The organism is Pseudoalteromonas sp. UG3-2, from assembly GCF_037120705.1.
Lineage (GTDB): Bacteria > Pseudomonadota > Gammaproteobacteria > Enterobacterales > Alteromonadaceae > Pseudoalteromonas.
Window position 1 is genome coordinate 1892414 of record NZ_JAWLJU010000002.1, and the last position, 15865, is coordinate 1908278.

12 protein-coding genes are annotated in these 15865 nt (G+C 45.8%); 6 read left to right on the top strand and 6 right to left on the bottom strand.

The genetic code is table 11. The features are described 5' to 3' along the window. Position 1: 1 nt before the first annotated feature. Both rpmB and radC read right to left on the bottom strand, forming a co-directional pair. Positions 2-238, bottom strand: coding sequence for a 50S ribosomal protein L28 (gene rpmB / locus R3P39_RS11600; RefSeq protein WP_138508549.1), 237 nt, complete (start codon positions 236-238; stop codon positions 2-4). A gap of 275 nt (positions 239-513) precedes the next feature. Continuing rightward, the gene (gene radC / locus R3P39_RS11605) at positions 514-1188 is read right to left on the bottom strand and encodes a RadC family protein (RefSeq protein ID WP_336567637.1); all 675 of its coding nucleotides are present in this window, start codon (positions 1186-1188) and stop codon (positions 514-516) included. A 127-nt stretch (positions 1189-1315) separates the two neighbouring features. Here radC and coaBC point away from each other — a divergent pair, with 127 nt between their 5' ends. The 4 genes from coaBC (at position 1316) to R3P39_RS11625 (ending at position 9651) form a co-directional block, all read left to right on the top strand. Next, positions 1316-2512 carry a bifunctional phosphopantothenoylcysteine decarboxylase/phosphopantothenate--cysteine ligase CoaBC gene (gene coaBC, locus R3P39_RS11610; protein ID WP_336567638.1) on the top strand — a complete coding sequence of 399 codons (1197 nt, stop codon included), beginning with the start codon at positions 1316-1318 and terminating at the stop codon, positions 2510-2512. A gap of 133 nt (positions 2513-2645) precedes the next feature. Further along, positions 2646-3233, top strand: coding sequence for a nucleoid occlusion factor SlmA (gene slmA / locus R3P39_RS11615; RefSeq protein ID WP_336567639.1), 588 nt, complete (start codon positions 2646-2648; stop codon positions 3231-3233). Between the two features lie 395 nt (positions 3234-3628). After that, positions 3629-6367: a S9 family peptidase gene (locus R3P39_RS11620; RefSeq protein ID WP_336567640.1), complete on the top strand. Its 2739-nt coding sequence runs from the start codon at positions 3629-3631 to the stop codon at positions 6365-6367. A 302-nt stretch (positions 6368-6669) separates the two neighbouring features. Then, positions 6670-9651: a TonB-dependent receptor gene (locus R3P39_RS11625; RefSeq protein WP_442962070.1), complete on the top strand. Its 2982-nt coding sequence runs from the start codon at positions 6670-6672 to the stop codon at positions 9649-9651. A 61-nt stretch (positions 9652-9712) separates the two neighbouring features. Here the strand turns inward: R3P39_RS11625 and R3P39_RS11630 are convergent, their stop codons facing one another. Continuing rightward, a complete protein-coding gene (locus R3P39_RS11630; protein ID WP_336567641.1) occupies positions 9713-11905 on the bottom strand; it encodes a GGDEF/EAL domain-containing response regulator in 2193 nt (730 codons plus the stop codon). A 257-nt stretch (positions 11906-12162) separates the two neighbouring features. Between R3P39_RS11630 and R3P39_RS11635 the strand changes: the two genes are divergently transcribed. Both R3P39_RS11635 and R3P39_RS11640 read left to right on the top strand, forming a co-directional pair. Next, positions 12163-12618, top strand: a complete 456-nt coding sequence (locus R3P39_RS11635; protein WP_336567642.1) for a hypothetical protein — start codon at positions 12163-12165, stop codon at positions 12616-12618. Next, positions 12608-13486 carry a TIGR03899 family protein gene (locus tag R3P39_RS11640; RefSeq protein ID WP_336567643.1) on the top strand — a complete coding sequence of 293 codons (879 nt, stop codon included), beginning with the start codon at positions 12608-12610 and terminating at the stop codon, positions 13484-13486. The genes R3P39_RS11635 and R3P39_RS11640 overlap by 11 nt, the downstream gene beginning before the upstream one ends. Before the next feature lie 54 nt (positions 13487-13540). Here the strand turns inward: R3P39_RS11640 and R3P39_RS11645 are convergent, their stop codons facing one another. The 3 genes from R3P39_RS11645 to R3P39_RS11655 are packed head-to-tail and all read right to left on the bottom strand — an operon-like array spanning position 13541 to position 15842. Then, the gene (locus R3P39_RS11645) at positions 13541-14302 is read right to left on the bottom strand and encodes a TIGR04219 family outer membrane beta-barrel protein (RefSeq protein WP_336567644.1); all 762 of its coding nucleotides are present in this window, start codon (positions 14300-14302) and stop codon (positions 13541-13543) included. 4 nt (positions 14303-14306) lie between these two features. Further along, positions 14307-15293 carry a DUF2333 family protein gene (locus R3P39_RS11650; protein ID WP_336567645.1) on the bottom strand — a complete coding sequence of 329 codons (987 nt, stop codon included), beginning with the start codon at positions 15291-15293 and terminating at the stop codon, positions 14307-14309. Between the two features lie 21 nt (positions 15294-15314). After that, positions 15315-15842 carry a copper chaperone PCu(A)C gene (locus tag R3P39_RS11655; RefSeq protein WP_336567646.1) on the bottom strand — a complete coding sequence of 176 codons (528 nt, stop codon included), beginning with the start codon at positions 15840-15842 and terminating at the stop codon, positions 15315-15317. Between the last annotated feature and the right edge of the window lie 23 nt (positions 15843-15865).

Genomic DNA, 15865 nt, shown 5'->3' on the forward strand with positions numbered 1-15865 from the left:
CTTACACTTTTTCGCCGCGAGCACGGATATCAGCTAGTACCGCGTCGATGCCTTTTTTATCGATAATACGCATACCTTTAGTAGTAGTGCGTAGTGAAACGAAACGCTTTTCGCTTTCAACCCAAAAACGGTGAGTTTGTAGGTTAGGTAGGAAACGACGCTTAGTAGCGTTGCGCGCGTGCGAACGGTGGTTACCAACCACTGGGCGCTTACCTGTAACTTGACAGACTTTAGACATGTCTATGTATCTCCAATAACTTCGCTCGAGCTTAATTTTCCCTTAAGGCCTTAACTGCGTGCCCCAGGTAAAATCAAAGGGCGCTCTTTATACAGTATCTACAGGCAGAGATCAAGGATCTGATCCTACTGAAATCAGCTCATGGGTAAATTTGATAGCGGCCAATTATAATGATCCGAAGCCCTCGAGGAAAGTAAAAACTGCATTTAAATTGAACTAATTTGCAAAATATAGCCAAACACCCTGATTTATCGCACAAATTTCCAGCAACACAGTTAAATTAGGCCACGTTCGGCAAACGAAATGCAGTCACTTCCAGCAATAATTAAATGATCTAAGACATTTATATCTACCAAGGCTAACCCTTGGCAAAGTTTTTTCGTAATTAACTTATCGGCTTCACTGGGCTCAGCAACCCCCGAAGGATGGTTGTGGGCAAAAATGAGCGATGCAGCATGCTCTTTTAATGCCGCCTTAACCACTTCCCGAGGATACACCGAGGCGGCATTAATGGTGCCATGAAATAAAATATCATCTTTGATTAAGCGATTTTGGTTATCAAGATAGAGCACCATAAATACCTCATGGCTCAAACCTTTTAGCCTTGCGGTCAAATACGCTCTGACGGCACTGGGGTTTTGAAATACGGTCTCACGGACACATTGCTCTTTTAAATAACGGCGACTTAGCTCCAACACCGCCTGCAACTGGGTGTATTTTGCCACCCCGAGTCCTTTCAGCATAGCAAACTCCTGCAGCGGGGCATCAAATAAGCGCTGCAGCGACTGCTGTTGCTGCAACAACGACTCTGCCAATTCAATGGCATTTAATCCTTTTATTCCGGTGCGCAAAAAGATCGCTAGCAGTTCGGCGTCACTGAGCGCTTCAGCGCCTTGGGCAAGTAGCTTTTCACGGGGACGCGTGGCTTTGGGCAGTGCGGATATTTGCATAACATTATTCCTTGTTAAAATTATCTCCATCAAAATTGAAGTGTAGTCAGTGGCTGAGATAATTCAAAAGCCAGTCGAGTCTGTGCTATCTTAGCGCTATTACTGGTTATTAAAGTGCAACATCAGCATGCAAAGAAATAAACGCCTACTATTGGGGCTGAGCGGTGGCATTGCAGCCTATAAATGTGCCGAGCTCGTTCGCCGCCTTAAAGACCATCACATTGACGTTAAAGTCGTCATGACCGAGTCAGCGCAACATTTTATCACGCCACTGACCATGCAAGCAGTATCGGGAGAGATGGTGTCAGACTCTCTGCTCGACCCCCAAGCCGAAGCGTCGATGGGGCATATTGAGTTTGCCAAGTGGGCCGATTTGGTTCTGGTGGCACCGGCCAGCGCGAATACTCTCGCTAAAATGGCGATGGGGATTGCTGATGACTTACTCACCACCTTGTTGTTAGCAACACCGGCTCCCGTTGCTGTAGCACCGGCAATGAACCAGCAAATGTATCGCCATGGCGCGACGCAAACCAATATCGCGACTTTAGCCCAACGTGGCGTGGCTATTTGGGGGCCAGGTAAAGGCGAGCAAGCCTGTGGCGATGTCGGTGCTGGTCGTATGCTAGAACCCCATGAACTGGTAGAGCTATGTTTAAGCGCACTGACTGCGGTGCCGCAAACCCTAGCCGGTAAAACAGTCACCATTACCGCAGGTCCCACGCGAGAAGCCCTCGACCCAGTGCGATTTATTACCAATCATAGCTCAGGTAAGATGGGCTACAGCCTAGCTCAGGCGGCCATCACTCTAGGCGCTAAAGTCAACTTGATTTCCGGCCCGGTTGCGCTCTCAACCCCAATGGGAGTGAATCGTGTGGATGTGCAAACTGCCGAGCAAATGCAGCAAGCCGCTTTAGAGTATGCGCCACAATCCGATGTCTTTATTGGCTGTGCCGCAGTTGCAGACTATCGTGCGGCCAATGTCGCCGAGCAAAAAATCAAAAAGCAAGGGGATGAAATGACCTTAACGCTGGTAAAAAACCCTGACATTATTGCCAGTGTTGCCGCGCTAGGTGAGTCGCGCCCTTACACCGTAGGATTTGCTGCGGAAACCCAAAATGTTGAAACCTATGCCAAAGGCAAACTGACCAATAAAGGCTTAGATATGATCTGTGCCAACGATGTCTCTCAGCAACAGGGTGGCTTTAACTCTGATAACAATGCATTGACGCTTTATTGGACTAAAGAACGACAAGAACTTCCCCACACTAGTAAAAAAGAGTTAGCACTTACTGTCATGCAAGCCATTGCAAAAAAGATAAAATAACCTTCATGTAATAAGACTGGAAAGAAACTGAATAAAACATTAACATGATACCCCGGTAGTGTGAGCTGATCGGGGTTTACGCTTCATTGCATTGATAATAAACATAACAACTAGAACAAATAAGGGAAATTTCATGCCAGCGACCAAACGCAGTAATCGCAAAGAGCAAATTCTCCAGTCTCTCGCACAAATGTTAGAAACCAGTCCTGGGCAACGCATTACCACAGCAAAACTCGCGTCCGAAGTGGGCGTTTCCGAAGCAGCCCTATACCGCCATTTCCCAAGTAAAGCGCGAATGTTTGAAGGGCTGATTGAGTTTATTGAAGACACCCTGCTATCGCGAATTAACTTAATTTTAGAAAATGAAAAAGAAACCCGCACTCGCATTTATAACATCTTAACCCTGCTGTTGGCCTTTGCAGAAAAGAACCCAGGGATCACTCGAATTCTTACCGGCGATGCCCTGCAAGGTGAACAAGAACGCCTGCGTGAGCGCGTACAAAGCCTGTTTGAAAAGTTAGAAACTCAGTTTAAACAAGTGCTTAGAGAGCGCAAGCTACGCGAAGGCAAAGCGTTCAGTAGCGAAGAAGGTATTTTAGCTAATTTATTTCTGGCTTTTGTTGAAGGAAAAATGAATCAATTTGTCAGAAGTGACTTTAAAGCAAGACCAACGGCACAATTCGACAAACAATGGGTTGAACTGGAAAAAATCTGGCTATAGCGATAACAACTAGCCGCAATCATTTGCGGCGCAGCCCCACCAGCAACCAATACGCCCTTGTATAGCGGCTATTTTTACTCCCTACGCAGGACATCGCACCAACTCACCTTGCGTGCGTTTATCCGCGGCAAGAATAATTCACCGCTTATACCAATTCGCTTAATTAAGTGGTCTATTTGAGGCAAGAAAATTCTGTCGATAGCAAGGCGAAAATTTTTCTATTTAGTTGTTCTAAATAAGAAATTTTTAACGCAGTTAGCGTCGAATTTGCTCCCTCAAATTGAGCAAGTATTAATGTGGATTGGTATTAACTCCCCCCACGTATCGCAGAGCATTTTAGTTTCCTCACTAAAAGTGATAAAAACGCAATAAACAATGACTAAGATGCTCTTACTATGACACTCAAATTATCATTGCTCAGTGCCGCCTTACTGAGCACAGCAAGCTATGCCGCTAAGCCAAGTTTAGAATTTAAAGATGTATTCGATTTTCGCTACCCTCATGGTACCCAAGTATCAGAGCAAGGCGAACTACTTAGCTTTAGCGCCAAGCCTTATCGCGGTAACAGTGAGGGACATGTTTACAACCTCATTACCAAGCAACGCATTGCAACAGTTCCTCGTGGTACCAAGCCCACCATTAATAAAAGCGGTCAGTGGGTGGCATTTACCCAACAACCGACCTTACTGGCGCAAGAAACGGCAAGCAAAAAAGACAAAAAAGCACTTAAAAACGATCTCGTTTTAGTCAACGCCAATACAGAGAAACAACTGACCTTTGCAGCCGTCAAAGACTACCAGCTTTCTGATGATGGTAACTGGTTAGTTTACCGTGAAGATAAAGCCTCTGAGCCCGCAGAAGAAACCTCTGAAAACGCGGCAATTCCTGCCGATAAAGGCGACACGGCGTTGCCACTGGTGGTGGTGAATTTAGCCACCAACACCCGCCAAACCATCGCGGATGTTGCCAGTTATCAACTGGCTCCAAACAGTCAAGCCATCTTGCTCGCCCAGCACAGCCATGATGGCAGCCAAAACCGCGTGGTCTACATGGACTTAACCAATGGCAGCCAAGCAAACCTAATCGAAGAGCCTGGGGTAACCTTGGCTGATATAGCTTGGCAACCCAGCGGTGAACACGTCGCCTTCTATTTAGGCAACTATGTCAATGAGGATAAGCGCCGTCGCGATTATCAACTGACATTATGGGCCCCGGAATCCAACCAGCTGCGTAATATCGAAAACCCACCACAGTGGTTTAGCGGTAAAACCGCCAAGTTAAGTTGGTCAGATGATGGCACCAGACTGTTTTTCGAAAACCGCCCTGTCCTCGACGCTAAACAACCCGAACTCAAGTATCAAGACCGCGCATCCTTGTATGACTATGACACCATACGCGACCAAAAGGGCTTAAAGGTTTGGCACAACCAAGACCCAGAAATTAAACCGCGAGAAGCCAAAACATGGCAGCAAAGCCGCCGCGACCAGCACTTTCAAGCTGTTTATCACCTCGAAGGTCAGCAAGTGGTGCAGTTAGAAAGTCCAACCATGCCCTATGTTGCGTTCAACAAAAATGCTGATTACCTGCTTGGTAGCAACGACCAGCCTTACTTAGAGCAAATACTATACAAAGGCTTTTATCGTGATTATTACGCTACCAATGTGCAAACCGGTGAACGTCAGCTGATCGTTAAAGCCAGCCCTAACCGCCCAACGCTGTCACCTAGCGGACAACACGCAGCGTTTATCAAAGACGGCCAAGTATGGCTTAAGTCATTACCTAACCAAAAACTGACCGCCGTCAGCCAAGCGGTTAAAACGGCTATTTTTGCCGATGATAAACACGACCGCCCAGAGCCAAATAGTGGTTATGGCTTTGCCGGTTGGCAAACGGATGGCAGCGTTTTGTATGCTTATAGCAAATACGACATTTGGGCGTTCGATACCCAAACTCACCAAGCTACACGCTTAACCGACGGCTATAAGACTCAGACACAATACCGCCTAGGTTACCAAGATAAAGAGCAACTAGGATTTAATAAATCTGATACCTTAGTGCTCCATGGTCATAACCTAAACAATAAGCAAACCCATGTGGCCACCCTGTCATTGGCGACGGGTAAACTGGAAAGCCGACTTACGGGTGAGGCCAAATTCACCATAGTGACGAAAGCCAAAGAGTCAGATACTTACCTATTCACTAAGCAAACTTACCACCAATTCCCCGATTACTGGGTCAGTGACAGCAGCTTTAGCAATACCACTAAGCTAACCAAGCTTAACCCCCAACAACCCACCTTTGCTTGGGGAGAAAAACCTGAGTTAGTGCAGTACAAGGGGTTTGATGGCGAAGACCTACAAGGGGTGTTAATTAAGCCCGATGGTTACCAAGAGGGTGACAAAGTGCCGGTGGTGATCTATTTCTACCGCTACATGAGTCAACGCATGTATGACTTCCCTAAAATGGAACTGAACCATAGACCTAACTTGCCGATGTTCACCTCTAATGGCTATGCTATTTTCTTACCCGACATCCGCTTTGAAATTGGTCGCCCGGGTCCCTCATCGACACAAACGATGATGAATGCTGCCCAAGCGCTCATTGATAGCGGCGTCGCACACCCAGATAAAATTGGTTTGCAAGGCCACTCATGGGCGGGCTACCAAAGTGCCTTTATGATCACCCAAACCGATATGTTTAAAGCAGTTGTCTCAGGTGCCCCGGTTTCTAATATGACCTCGGCATACAGCGGCATTCGTTTAAAGTCAGGGCTTGCTCGACAGTTTCAGTATGAAACAGGTCAAAGCCGCATTGGCAAATCACTCACCGAGGCGCCCGAGCTTTATATTGAGAATTCACCAGTGTTTTTCGCAGATAAGGTTAATACGCCCATCTTGATCATGTTTGGCGATAAAGATGGCGCCGTGCCATGGCAAGAAGGCATTCAGTATTATCTGGCGCTAAGAAGACATGGCAAAGACGCGATTATGCTGCAGTATGAGGGTGAGCCGCACCACTTAAAGCGACAGCCTAATCAACTCGATTATTCCATTAGAATGAAAGAGTACTTTGACTATCACCTGAAAGGCCTTCCAGCCGCTGACTGGATTTTACAAGGTGAAGCGATCGACTAAATCGCGTGCAGGCCTAGCGGATGCTAGGCCTGCATCTTCCATAGAGCAATTAAACTATCTTTCTATGATATTAAGAATACTTTATTCATACACCACAACTAAAACACATAAAAAATGTGATAAAAATAAATAAAAAGAAAATAAAAAGCACATCAAAATAAACACCAAACATACATTAAAAACAAATATTTTACAAAACCGGTAATTCCCGATAAGTTAGGGCTTGGCACAGTACTCGTGCCTTAATTAGCTAATAACATTGTGTGAAACAGGGAAAAATTGTGAAAACATTCAAAAAAACAATGCTTTCGATGCTGGTAGCGGCATCGCTTGGCAGTTCATTTACCGCATCAGCTACAAATATCTTTGGTCAACTCGATAACAGTAAAAATACCGCTCAATACACCGTCACAGTAAAAAATACCGCAACGGGCCTCACGCGTAACCTGGATGTTGGTCAAGATGGTCAGTTTCGAGTCAGGCAATTACCTACAGGTAATTACACAGTACAAATAAAAAGAGGCGACAACATAGTCGCTGAGCAACAAGTCACTGTTTCGATTGGTTCTAACTCTAATACTGCATTTGATATGTCTTCTGTCGAGGGAGTAGAGCGCATTCAGGTTGTAGGTGCTCGCGTTTCTTCTATTGACTTGACCACAGCAGATTCAGGCTTAGTATTGTCTGATGTTGAAATCGATCGGATGCCGGTGAACCGCGATATTACGTCAGTAGCGTTACTGGCTCCAGGTACCATCAAAGGCGACTCGGCATTTGGTAATACCGCTTCTTTCGGTGGTTCATCAGTGGCTGAGAATGCTTGCTATATCAATGGTCTTGAAGTAACCAATACCAGACAGGGGCTGGGCTGTGGTGAAGTACCATTTGAATTCTATGACCAGTTCCAAGTTAAAACGGGTGGCTACTCTGCTAAGTTTGGTCGCGCTACCGGTGGTACGATTAACTCAACCACTAAAAGTGGTACCAATGAGTGGGAATTTGCCGCGGTATTACAATACCAACCGGATGCGCTTCGCAGTGAAGGAAATATATCACGAGGCAGAAATGGTGCCGGGCAAATTTTCCGTGATGAGAGCATGGACGAAAACAGCTTCACCGATTTAACACTTTCTGCAGGCGGTCCAATTATTGAGGATAAGCTCTTTTTCTACGGTATTGTAAACCCAAGAGATACTGAAGAAGCCTACACTTGGGGCGGTGACGAATTCTCTGGCGTTGATCAATTTCGTACAGAAGAAAGCTCCGGTGGCGATAACCTCTTTTGGGGTGCAAAAGTAGATTGGGATATTGCTGAGAATCACCGCCTAAGTTACTTTGCTTACTCTAACCGTAAAGATGTCGATCGCACTGTTTATGAATACAGCGAAGGCATGGTTGGCGCACAAAATGACTCAGCCATTCTAAAACGGGGTGGTGAAGCACAAAGCTTAAGCTACAGCGGTGTGTTCTCAGAAGATCTAGTTATTACAGCCATGATGGGTAATATCGAAACTGAATATGAAACCGTCGTGGGCAACCTAGATTGTCCTAGCGTGACGGACTCTCGCGGTACTAGTAACCCTATTACAGGCTGTGGTGCTGGCGGGAGTTTCGGAGCCAATAGTGATGATAATACCCAGTATCGACTGGATGTAGAGTATTATTTTGGCGATCATGAAATCGCCTTCGGTGTCGATTATCAAGAGCGTGACTCCATTCGTATATCTAAGCCCGTTGCAGGTCACAGCTACGACTATAAAACCTTAGCACCTGGTGGTGACTTTCAAGCTGATAATGGCGCTTTGACTAATAACACAGGTAGCACAATTAACTATGTTGAAGACCGTATTTTTGATGGTGGCGGCTCATTTAACTCAGAGTTATTGGCTTACTATGTCGAGGATAAGTGGCAAGCAACAGACACACTACTATTGACCATTGGCCTGCGAGTGGATGAGTTTGATAGTTATGGCACTACGGGTAAATTACTTACTAGTTTTACCACCGATATCGCGCCGCGCCTAGGCTTTACTTGGGACCCGTTCAACGACGGTGAAACGAAAGTGTATGGTACTTATGGCACCTACTATCTGCCCGTTGCCAATAACACCATTTTCCGCGCGGCATCTGGGGTGAGCGATATTACCACGGCCTACACATACTCTGGAGTGGATGCCACTACCGGTGCGCCTACAGGTCTTGAGCCATTAGCAGACCTATTAGGAAGTGGTGGCTTAGAGAATTCACAACAAGTGAGCGGTGTCCCTGTTATCCCAGAAAAGGACGTGTTCCAAGCTAAAGAAGCCGACCCGTTTGCCAAAGACGAGTATATTTTAGGTGTAGAACATGCCATTAATGATGAGTATACCGTTGGTGTGAAGGGTATCTTCCGTGAGGTCACCTCTGCACTAGATGACTATTGCGGCCGTTATGCCTATCCTACCTGTGTCATGATAAACCCGGGTGAAGACTCTAGCTGGTATAAAGATGGTTACTACTGGAATGGCGAGAGCTGGGACTCTCGAGGCGGTAATGATGGTATACCAGACCCAGGTTCACTTACTACTCACTCAGCGTCAACCATTGGACTGTCGGATGCCACCAATGAATACGGCGCCATCGATACTATGATTAGCTATCGTGGTGATAATCTGCGTTATACTTTCACTTATACTTGGTCTAAGAGCCTAGGTAACTTTGAAGGCGCAGTAAAATCTGATATTGGTCAAGCGGATGCCGGCATTACACAAGACTTTGACTTCCCCGCTGTAATGGATGGCGCCTTTGGTTATCAACCAAACGACCGCAGACATGTGTTCAAGTTCTTTGGTAGTTGGGAGCCGATGGATAACCTCACCATTGGCTGGAACTCTACGCTATCGAGCGGCCGTCCACTGAGCTTATTTGGTCAAGGTTATCCTACTGATGATCCAAACCTAAATGGTGGTTGGGGTGATACTTTCTACCTCTTCACTTGCCCAGATACCAATGGCGATGGCACGTGTAATGCGAGCGAGCAAACCTATACCCGTAACTCTCGTGGTACAGCAGGAAGAACGCCGTGGACATTTAATGTTGATTTATCAGCAGCTTACAACTTCAGCTATCAAGATGTCGACATGCGCGTTAGCTTAAATGTCTTTAACGTTTTAGATACCACGGAAGCGGTAGCCCTGAATGAACATTATGAGCAAAGTGAAGGCGAATTTAATGCCTATCATGGTGCTGCTTATTCGTTCCAAACACCACGCTATGTGCGCCTTGGGTTCGAAGCGCGGTTTTAATTCGCAATGACCCTTAACAGTGATGGTCACACCGCTGGGTGTGGCCATTTTTATTTGCAGCCTAACACTTTTTTAAAAACGCCATAAAGTCTTGCTCAGGCATGGGCTTGGCGAGTAAGAAGCCTTGCACCTCATCACAACCAAGCTTTTGTAACACCGCCATTTGTTCTTCGGTCTCCACGCCTTCGGCAATGGTTTTTAAACCCAGATGACGGCCTAACGAAATAACCAGATCGGCAATGGCGCCGCTATCTGTCTCAGGAATGTCTTTAATAAATGCACGATCTATTTTTAATCGTGCCAAGGGGAGCTTTTGCAAGTAACTCAGCGATGAAAAACCAGTACCAAAGTCATCGATTGCTACTTCAACGCCAAATGCCTGAAGTTCCTCTAAGGTACTAACCACTGCATTCACCTCATCCATCACCACACTTTCTGTGACCTCAAGCTCAATGTGTTGTGGCTGCACGCCGTAGGAGGTAATGGTTTCTTTTACCTGTTTTGCGTAGTTTGGCACTTTGAACTGGGGCACAGACACATTCACCGCCACGCTGATATCACCAAACCCTTGCTGCTGTAGCTTTGCTTGCAGCTGACATGCCTGCTCTAACACCCACTGCCCTATTTCAACAATCAATCCAGCATTTTCTGCTAAAGGCACAAACACTGCGGGCGAAATGTATTTGCCATTGCCCGAGGGCCACCGCAATAACGCCTCGCAGCCAATAATGTTGCGGTTTTCAATGCCAAACTGCGGCTGATACCAAACCTCGAGTTTATTCATCTCAAAGTCTTGGCGCAGCTGCCGAATGAGGCCTAACTTCCACGCCATTTTTTCTTCTAAATCGGAGCTATACCAATCCAGTGGAATGCAAGATAACTTTGCTTGGTTAAGGGCAATGTAAGCGAGCTTCAGGGTTTCAATGCCCTGAGGTTGAAAGTCCTCTTGCCTGCACACCCCAATATGAAAGTGCATGGTAAGCACATGCTCACCCACCTGATAAGGTAAGGTCATGCTCTCAATTAAGCTATCTTCATCGAACTCTGCTTCCGGTAATAAGAAGCCAAAGACATCGGCGCCAATCCGAGAAACTAGCTGTGCTTGTGGAAATTCGTTGGCAATTCTATCCGCGATACCAAGCAACAATAGGTTGCCGACTTCTTGTCCTAAGCCATTATTAATATCTGAGAACTGAGCGATATCAATTAGCACAAACAATAATGACTGCGACTGACCATAGTAAGCGGCGATATGCTCTGTAAAGTTAGCGCGATTCGGCAGCTTAGTTAGGCTGTCTTTGTACGCCACATCCCGCAACTCATTAAACAGTTTAATGTTATCAAGACCAACACTGACATTGGTTAAAAAGATTTCCGCAAACTTAAGCTGTGCCTCACTGGGTGGTTCGGTTATTTCGAGGTACAGTGCCGCGCGCTTATTTTTATTGCTTTCAAGTAGTAGAGTGATGTCGTGATCGGTACTTTGGTGCTGCTCAGAATCGATACAATTTTGCACCTGCATAATGACACGGCCATTGTCGAGTTGCTCTAGGCCATGACCAAAAAACTCATGGTACTGTTCACTGCCACCAAACACCCGCAGCTGGGTTTCGTCATCGAGATAGCCACTGACCAGCCCTTCACCAGAACCGCCAAGGATTTTTGCCAGCTGGGCCACTACTGCGGCAGAGAAAGAACTCATATCGGTATGGCCGAGAATGGCCCTGGATGCCTGTAAAATTTGCCCTAAAGTACGGCTTTGCGCCTCTAGCTCACAAATTTGCTGGTAAGAGCGTGCAGCAGTTAAAATGGATGTTACCAGCTTACTGCGAGTCAGCTCGGTTTTCATTTTATAATCGTTGATGTCGTACTCGCGGATCACCTTTTCTTCAGGGGCATACCCTGGCTGACCGGTTCGCATAATGATGCGCACAGCCATGTTTTTTAGTTCTTCGCGGACGCGGCGCACCACATTTAATCCAGCATCATCGGTTTCCATTACCACATCCAGTAATAGAATGCTGATGTCGTTTTGCTGTTTTAATATCTCTATCGCTTCAGCACCAGAATAGGCGTGAAAAAAGCGTAACTTTCTACCCCAGACTTCTAGGTTTGATAATGCGAGCTTAGTGACAGAATGAATTTCCGGGTCATCATCTACGACTAAAACATCCCAAAAAGCACTTATCGTTTCTTCTTCTTGAGTTATGTCTTCGTGCTCTGCAAACAAAAAATCATCTTGCTCAGGTGCCATCTTCTACCCTTTAATTCTGCACTACTTCTTAATTATAGGCACTGATTCACTCCAGTGTTTACCATCGCAACCAAAATGGTAAATTTACTATTATGTTTGTAATTGCTTAACTTATATTAAACATTATACTCGAGCATAGAACAATATAGATGATTTAGCATACTTTTTAGTGAAGAGGAAAAGCCATTAAACGTTTATCAGCCCCGCTAAAGTTAGTGGTAGCAATCGCTTTTGTTATAGTAATTGCTGGTCTCGCCATGCCCCACCAATACCAAGTGGAAACACAGACCAAACTCACTACGCACAATAATGCATTAACGCCTTTGGTGCTCTCTCACTGGCCGCAGCTGTTTAATTGGCAAAAACCCGAAGCTATATATTTCACCTTGATACCAAAACAACAAGCAATAGGCAGCTCAGCCATTATTGTGCATCCTTGGGGTGAAGCTGAAATCACGGTCTACAGTGTCAGTGAAGAGCAGTTAAAGCTGTCACTGCATATTAGCGATGAGCACATGGCAACCATTAACTTAATGCAAAGCCAGCAGGGCAATGCCAAACAGTTAAAAGTAGAGATTAATGGCAGGGTTAACATCCCATTTATTGGCAGCTTTGCCGCCTTGTTTATGCAAAGGTATTTACAGCAACTCAGCAGTTCAGCACTCAACCACATGAACTCTCAATATAAGATGCAAGCAAGCCATGACGGTTAAAAACGCACAAGTAAAGTCGGCATTAGCGCTTTCCATCGAAGAAAAGCTCGGCTACCCCATGATAAAGCGCGCAACCCCTTTAATGTCGCAAGATGAGCGCTATCAGCAAGCAAAAAATAAAGACAATCAGTATGCGGTAAAAACCGAACATGGGGTGTTGAAACGGGCATTAAAGCGCCAGCAATTAAATAAAATTCAGCGCCAAAAAAACCTTGAAGCCATTATGGGCAGTGCCCTGACTTTATGCCCCGAAGTGACCGCACGTGGTCGCCCAGATCCAGACTGGTTAGAGCACTTTATTACATTGGCTGAAGACATTACTAATCATGCCATGCAAAAGCTTTGGGCAAAAATTCTAGTGGGAGAAAGTATTACTCCAGGGACTTTTTCAATAAAAAGCTTACAAACACTGAAATTGATGACCCAGCGAGAAGCCAACGCGCTGCAAAAGTGTGCGCCACTGTGTGGCTATCTTGAGCGGGAAGACAGTTATTTAATTTTACATGGCTATTATAAAAAGCCCTCTATTTTGGACCTCATTCGCAAAGGCAGTACCGAGTCAATTAACCTCAGCCAAGCGGGGTTAAGTTTTCCTAATATCCTCACCTTAATGGATATTAATATTCTATATCGCCAAGAAATAGAATCTGCATCGCTGCAAAAAGGCCAAACTATGGAGCTGGTGTTTCAGCGCAAAAAAATCACCTTAACGGCTAAGTCTAATGACTTGGTGTTTAGTTATTACAAGCTGACGCAAACCGGGGATGAGCTCAAGAAGCTATTACAAAGTCCAATTAACAAAAACTACAAACAACTGATTGATAAAGCATTTGAAGCGGAATTTAGTATTGATTGGAGCGACAGATAGTAAAGAAGAAACGCTGCAAGGACAAGGCCCTAACAGCGCATTAGAATATAGGGTTTAGAAATGCACCTGAACGCCAGCGAACGGACCGGAGACATCTAAATCGGTGTTAATGTCATCAATGTCATCGAGCTCAAGCACCATTGAACGGTAACCTGCTTTCACTGCGACATCAATTGCCATATTATCAATGAACTCGTAAGCAATACCGACTTGGTAGTCTTGGATCTTGCTGTCATCAATGGCCAGCATGCTACCCTCAGCAAAGACACTTAACCCAGTTAACGGTAAACCTACTTCACCGCGCACATAGCCCAGTGGTACAAAGCCAGAAAAGTCCACAGTTTCTGCACGAGTTGCGCCATTGCTGGTCCCAGTTACCATGATAGAACCATCAAATTGCTTGAAGTTCAAACCAAAATCAAACGTCAGTAAGTCGTTATCGAACAGCTCGTAGTACAAGGTGTAATCCATGTGCGTTAAATCGGCATTGGTTGTCGCGGTAGTGCCAACAGTGTATACCTCGCCGCCAAAGTCAAATGACTCGGTTAATAACGTTTGTCCATTTAGTTCCAACTCGGTGTATCTTAACTTCACGTTTGGCACTAGGGGGACTGGATGCTCTAGTGCGGCATACACACTGCTAAAGGTATCATCTTCAAAATTGAAGTTTTGCATACTGCCTTTTTCCGAGAAGCTACCTTCACTTTCGGTATCCCACCCTTCTGCGCCGACATAGAGGCCAAGTACTGTATCCGCTTGCGCAGCAGGGGCGATACACGCCAGTGACAATGCCGCAGCTAAGAAGTGTTTTTTCATGATATTATCCTTGCGCTAAGAGTTCACTAAGTTCAATTAAAGCCGCATTGGCTCGAGAAATATAATTTGCCATCACTAGCGAGTGGTTGGCAACTAAACCAAAGCCACTGCCGTTGAGCACCATTGGGCTCCAAACCGTTTCTTGAGTGGCTTCGAGCTCTCTGATGATTTGCTGAAGGCTTACCAGAGCATTCTTTTTCTCTAATACTGGTTTAAAGTCATGCTCCACGGCTTTTAAATAATGCAGCAACGCCCAAGTTGCACCACGTGATTCATAAAATACATCATCAATCTGCCACCACGAGGTTTTCACCATATTATGATTGGGTGTTTTGGTCGCCTTTTCAGCGGCACTATCGCCTGCTAGATTGGTATCAAGTCGGTCTTGGCCAACACTGGCACTTAACCGCTGACTTAAACTGCCCAGACGCTTCTCAGCTTCTTTAAGCCAGGCTCTGAGGTTATCTGCGCGGGCATAAAACTGGCTATCGCGATTGCTGTTGTCGGCAATTTGCATCAGGTAGGAGCGTAAGTGTTCTTTGCCTTTTTCGTACTCGCCCTCGGCACTGGGCCACATCCAAGCAGTAGAGCTAATGTTAAACTGCGGCTGCGCCATTTTAAGACTGGGGTGTTCGGTAGACTGCGACTGTGAACGGCTGAAATCTTTACGCATCGACAGCGCCAAGTCGCGGGTCATTTCCAGTGCGCCAAATTCCCAAGCCGGCATGTTGTCCATCATAACGCTCGGAGGCATCATGTCATTAGATAAATACCCGCCCGGCTTATTCAATAATGTGTCTGTCACTGCGATTAAGGTATGCGTTGTGACATAACCCGTCACCATGCTGTTACCGCTGGCTCTGGCATCTTCTTGCGCGGCCGCCACCACATCAAATTGCTCTGGCTCCATGCTCCAATACACGGCAATTGCATATCCTAAGATAACGATGGCTAAAATGCCTGAGATAATTTTTCCCGTATGATTTCCCATTTAAAACCTCACTGTAAGCAGTTATTCGTGATGCGAGTGATGTGCTGGCTGCTGCTTGCTTTTGTCACCAAACATGTCCCCTAAGGCCACAACTTCTGCCATGGTGTAAATTCTATCGCCATCAGCAAAATATAGCGTAAGCTTGCGAGACTCACCGACTTTTAGTGGCTCTTGAGGTTCAAAAATCATCAAGTGATAGCCGCCAGGTTGAAACGTTACCGTTTCACCAGCTGGAAGGGTAAGCTGCTCAACACGTTGCATCCTCATCATGTCTTCTTTGTGTACATGCTCGTGAATTTCAACCCGCTTGACTCCTTCGAGTGTGGCTTTCACCAACACTTTGTCGCTGCTTGTGGTATTTTCAATCACTAAATACCCCGCTGTAGAAGGCGCAGCAGGTAAAAAAGCACGTACCGTTGCACTGTGTACGTTCAAAGACTGTGATTGGTGCTGCTGATGTTCATGCTCATGGCCCTGATGTGCCGCGCTGCTAAAGCCAATAAATGCGGCGGCTACAAAAAATAAGGGGTTGATTACACTTGCTTTCATTCTGGCTTTCCTTGGGATTTGCG

Bases quoted from the DNA above. Each gene is read 5' to 3' on its own strand.
- rpmB (WP_138508549.1), bottom strand. From the start codon at position 238: ATGTCTAAAGTCTGTCAAGTTACAGGTAAGCGCCCAGTGGTTGGTAAC.
- radC (WP_336567637.1), bottom strand. From the start codon at position 1,188: ATGCAAATATCCGCACTGCCCAAAGCCACGCGTCCCCGTGAAAAGCTA.
- coaBC (WP_336567638.1), top strand. From the start codon at position 1,316: ATGCAAAGAAATAAACGCCTACTATTGGGGCTGAGCGGTGGCATTGCA.
- slmA (WP_336567639.1), top strand. From the start codon at position 2,646: ATGCCAGCGACCAAACGCAGTAATCGCAAAGAGCAAATTCTCCAGTCT.
- R3P39_RS11620 (WP_336567640.1), top strand. From the start codon at position 3,629: ATGACACTCAAATTATCATTGCTCAGTGCCGCCTTACTGAGCACAGCA.
- R3P39_RS11625 (WP_442962070.1), top strand. From the start codon at position 6,670: ATGCTTTCGATGCTGGTAGCGGCATCGCTTGGCAGTTCATTTACCGCA.
- R3P39_RS11630 (WP_336567641.1), bottom strand. From the start codon at position 11,905: ATGGCACCTGAGCAAGATGATTTTTTGTTTGCAGAGCACGAAGACATA.
- R3P39_RS11635 (WP_336567642.1), top strand. From the start codon at position 12,163: ATGCCCCACCAATACCAAGTGGAAACACAGACCAAACTCACTACGCAC.
- R3P39_RS11640 (WP_336567643.1), top strand. From the start codon at position 12,608: ATGACGGTTAAAAACGCACAAGTAAAGTCGGCATTAGCGCTTTCCATC.
- R3P39_RS11645 (WP_336567644.1), bottom strand. From the start codon at position 14,302: ATGAAAAAACACTTCTTAGCTGCGGCATTGTCACTGGCGTGTATCGCC.
- R3P39_RS11650 (WP_336567645.1), bottom strand. From the start codon at position 15,293: ATGGGAAATCATACGGGAAAAATTATCTCAGGCATTTTAGCCATCGTT.
- R3P39_RS11655 (WP_336567646.1), bottom strand. From the start codon at position 15,842: ATGAAAGCAAGTGTAATCAACCCCTTATTTTTTGTAGCCGCCGCATTT.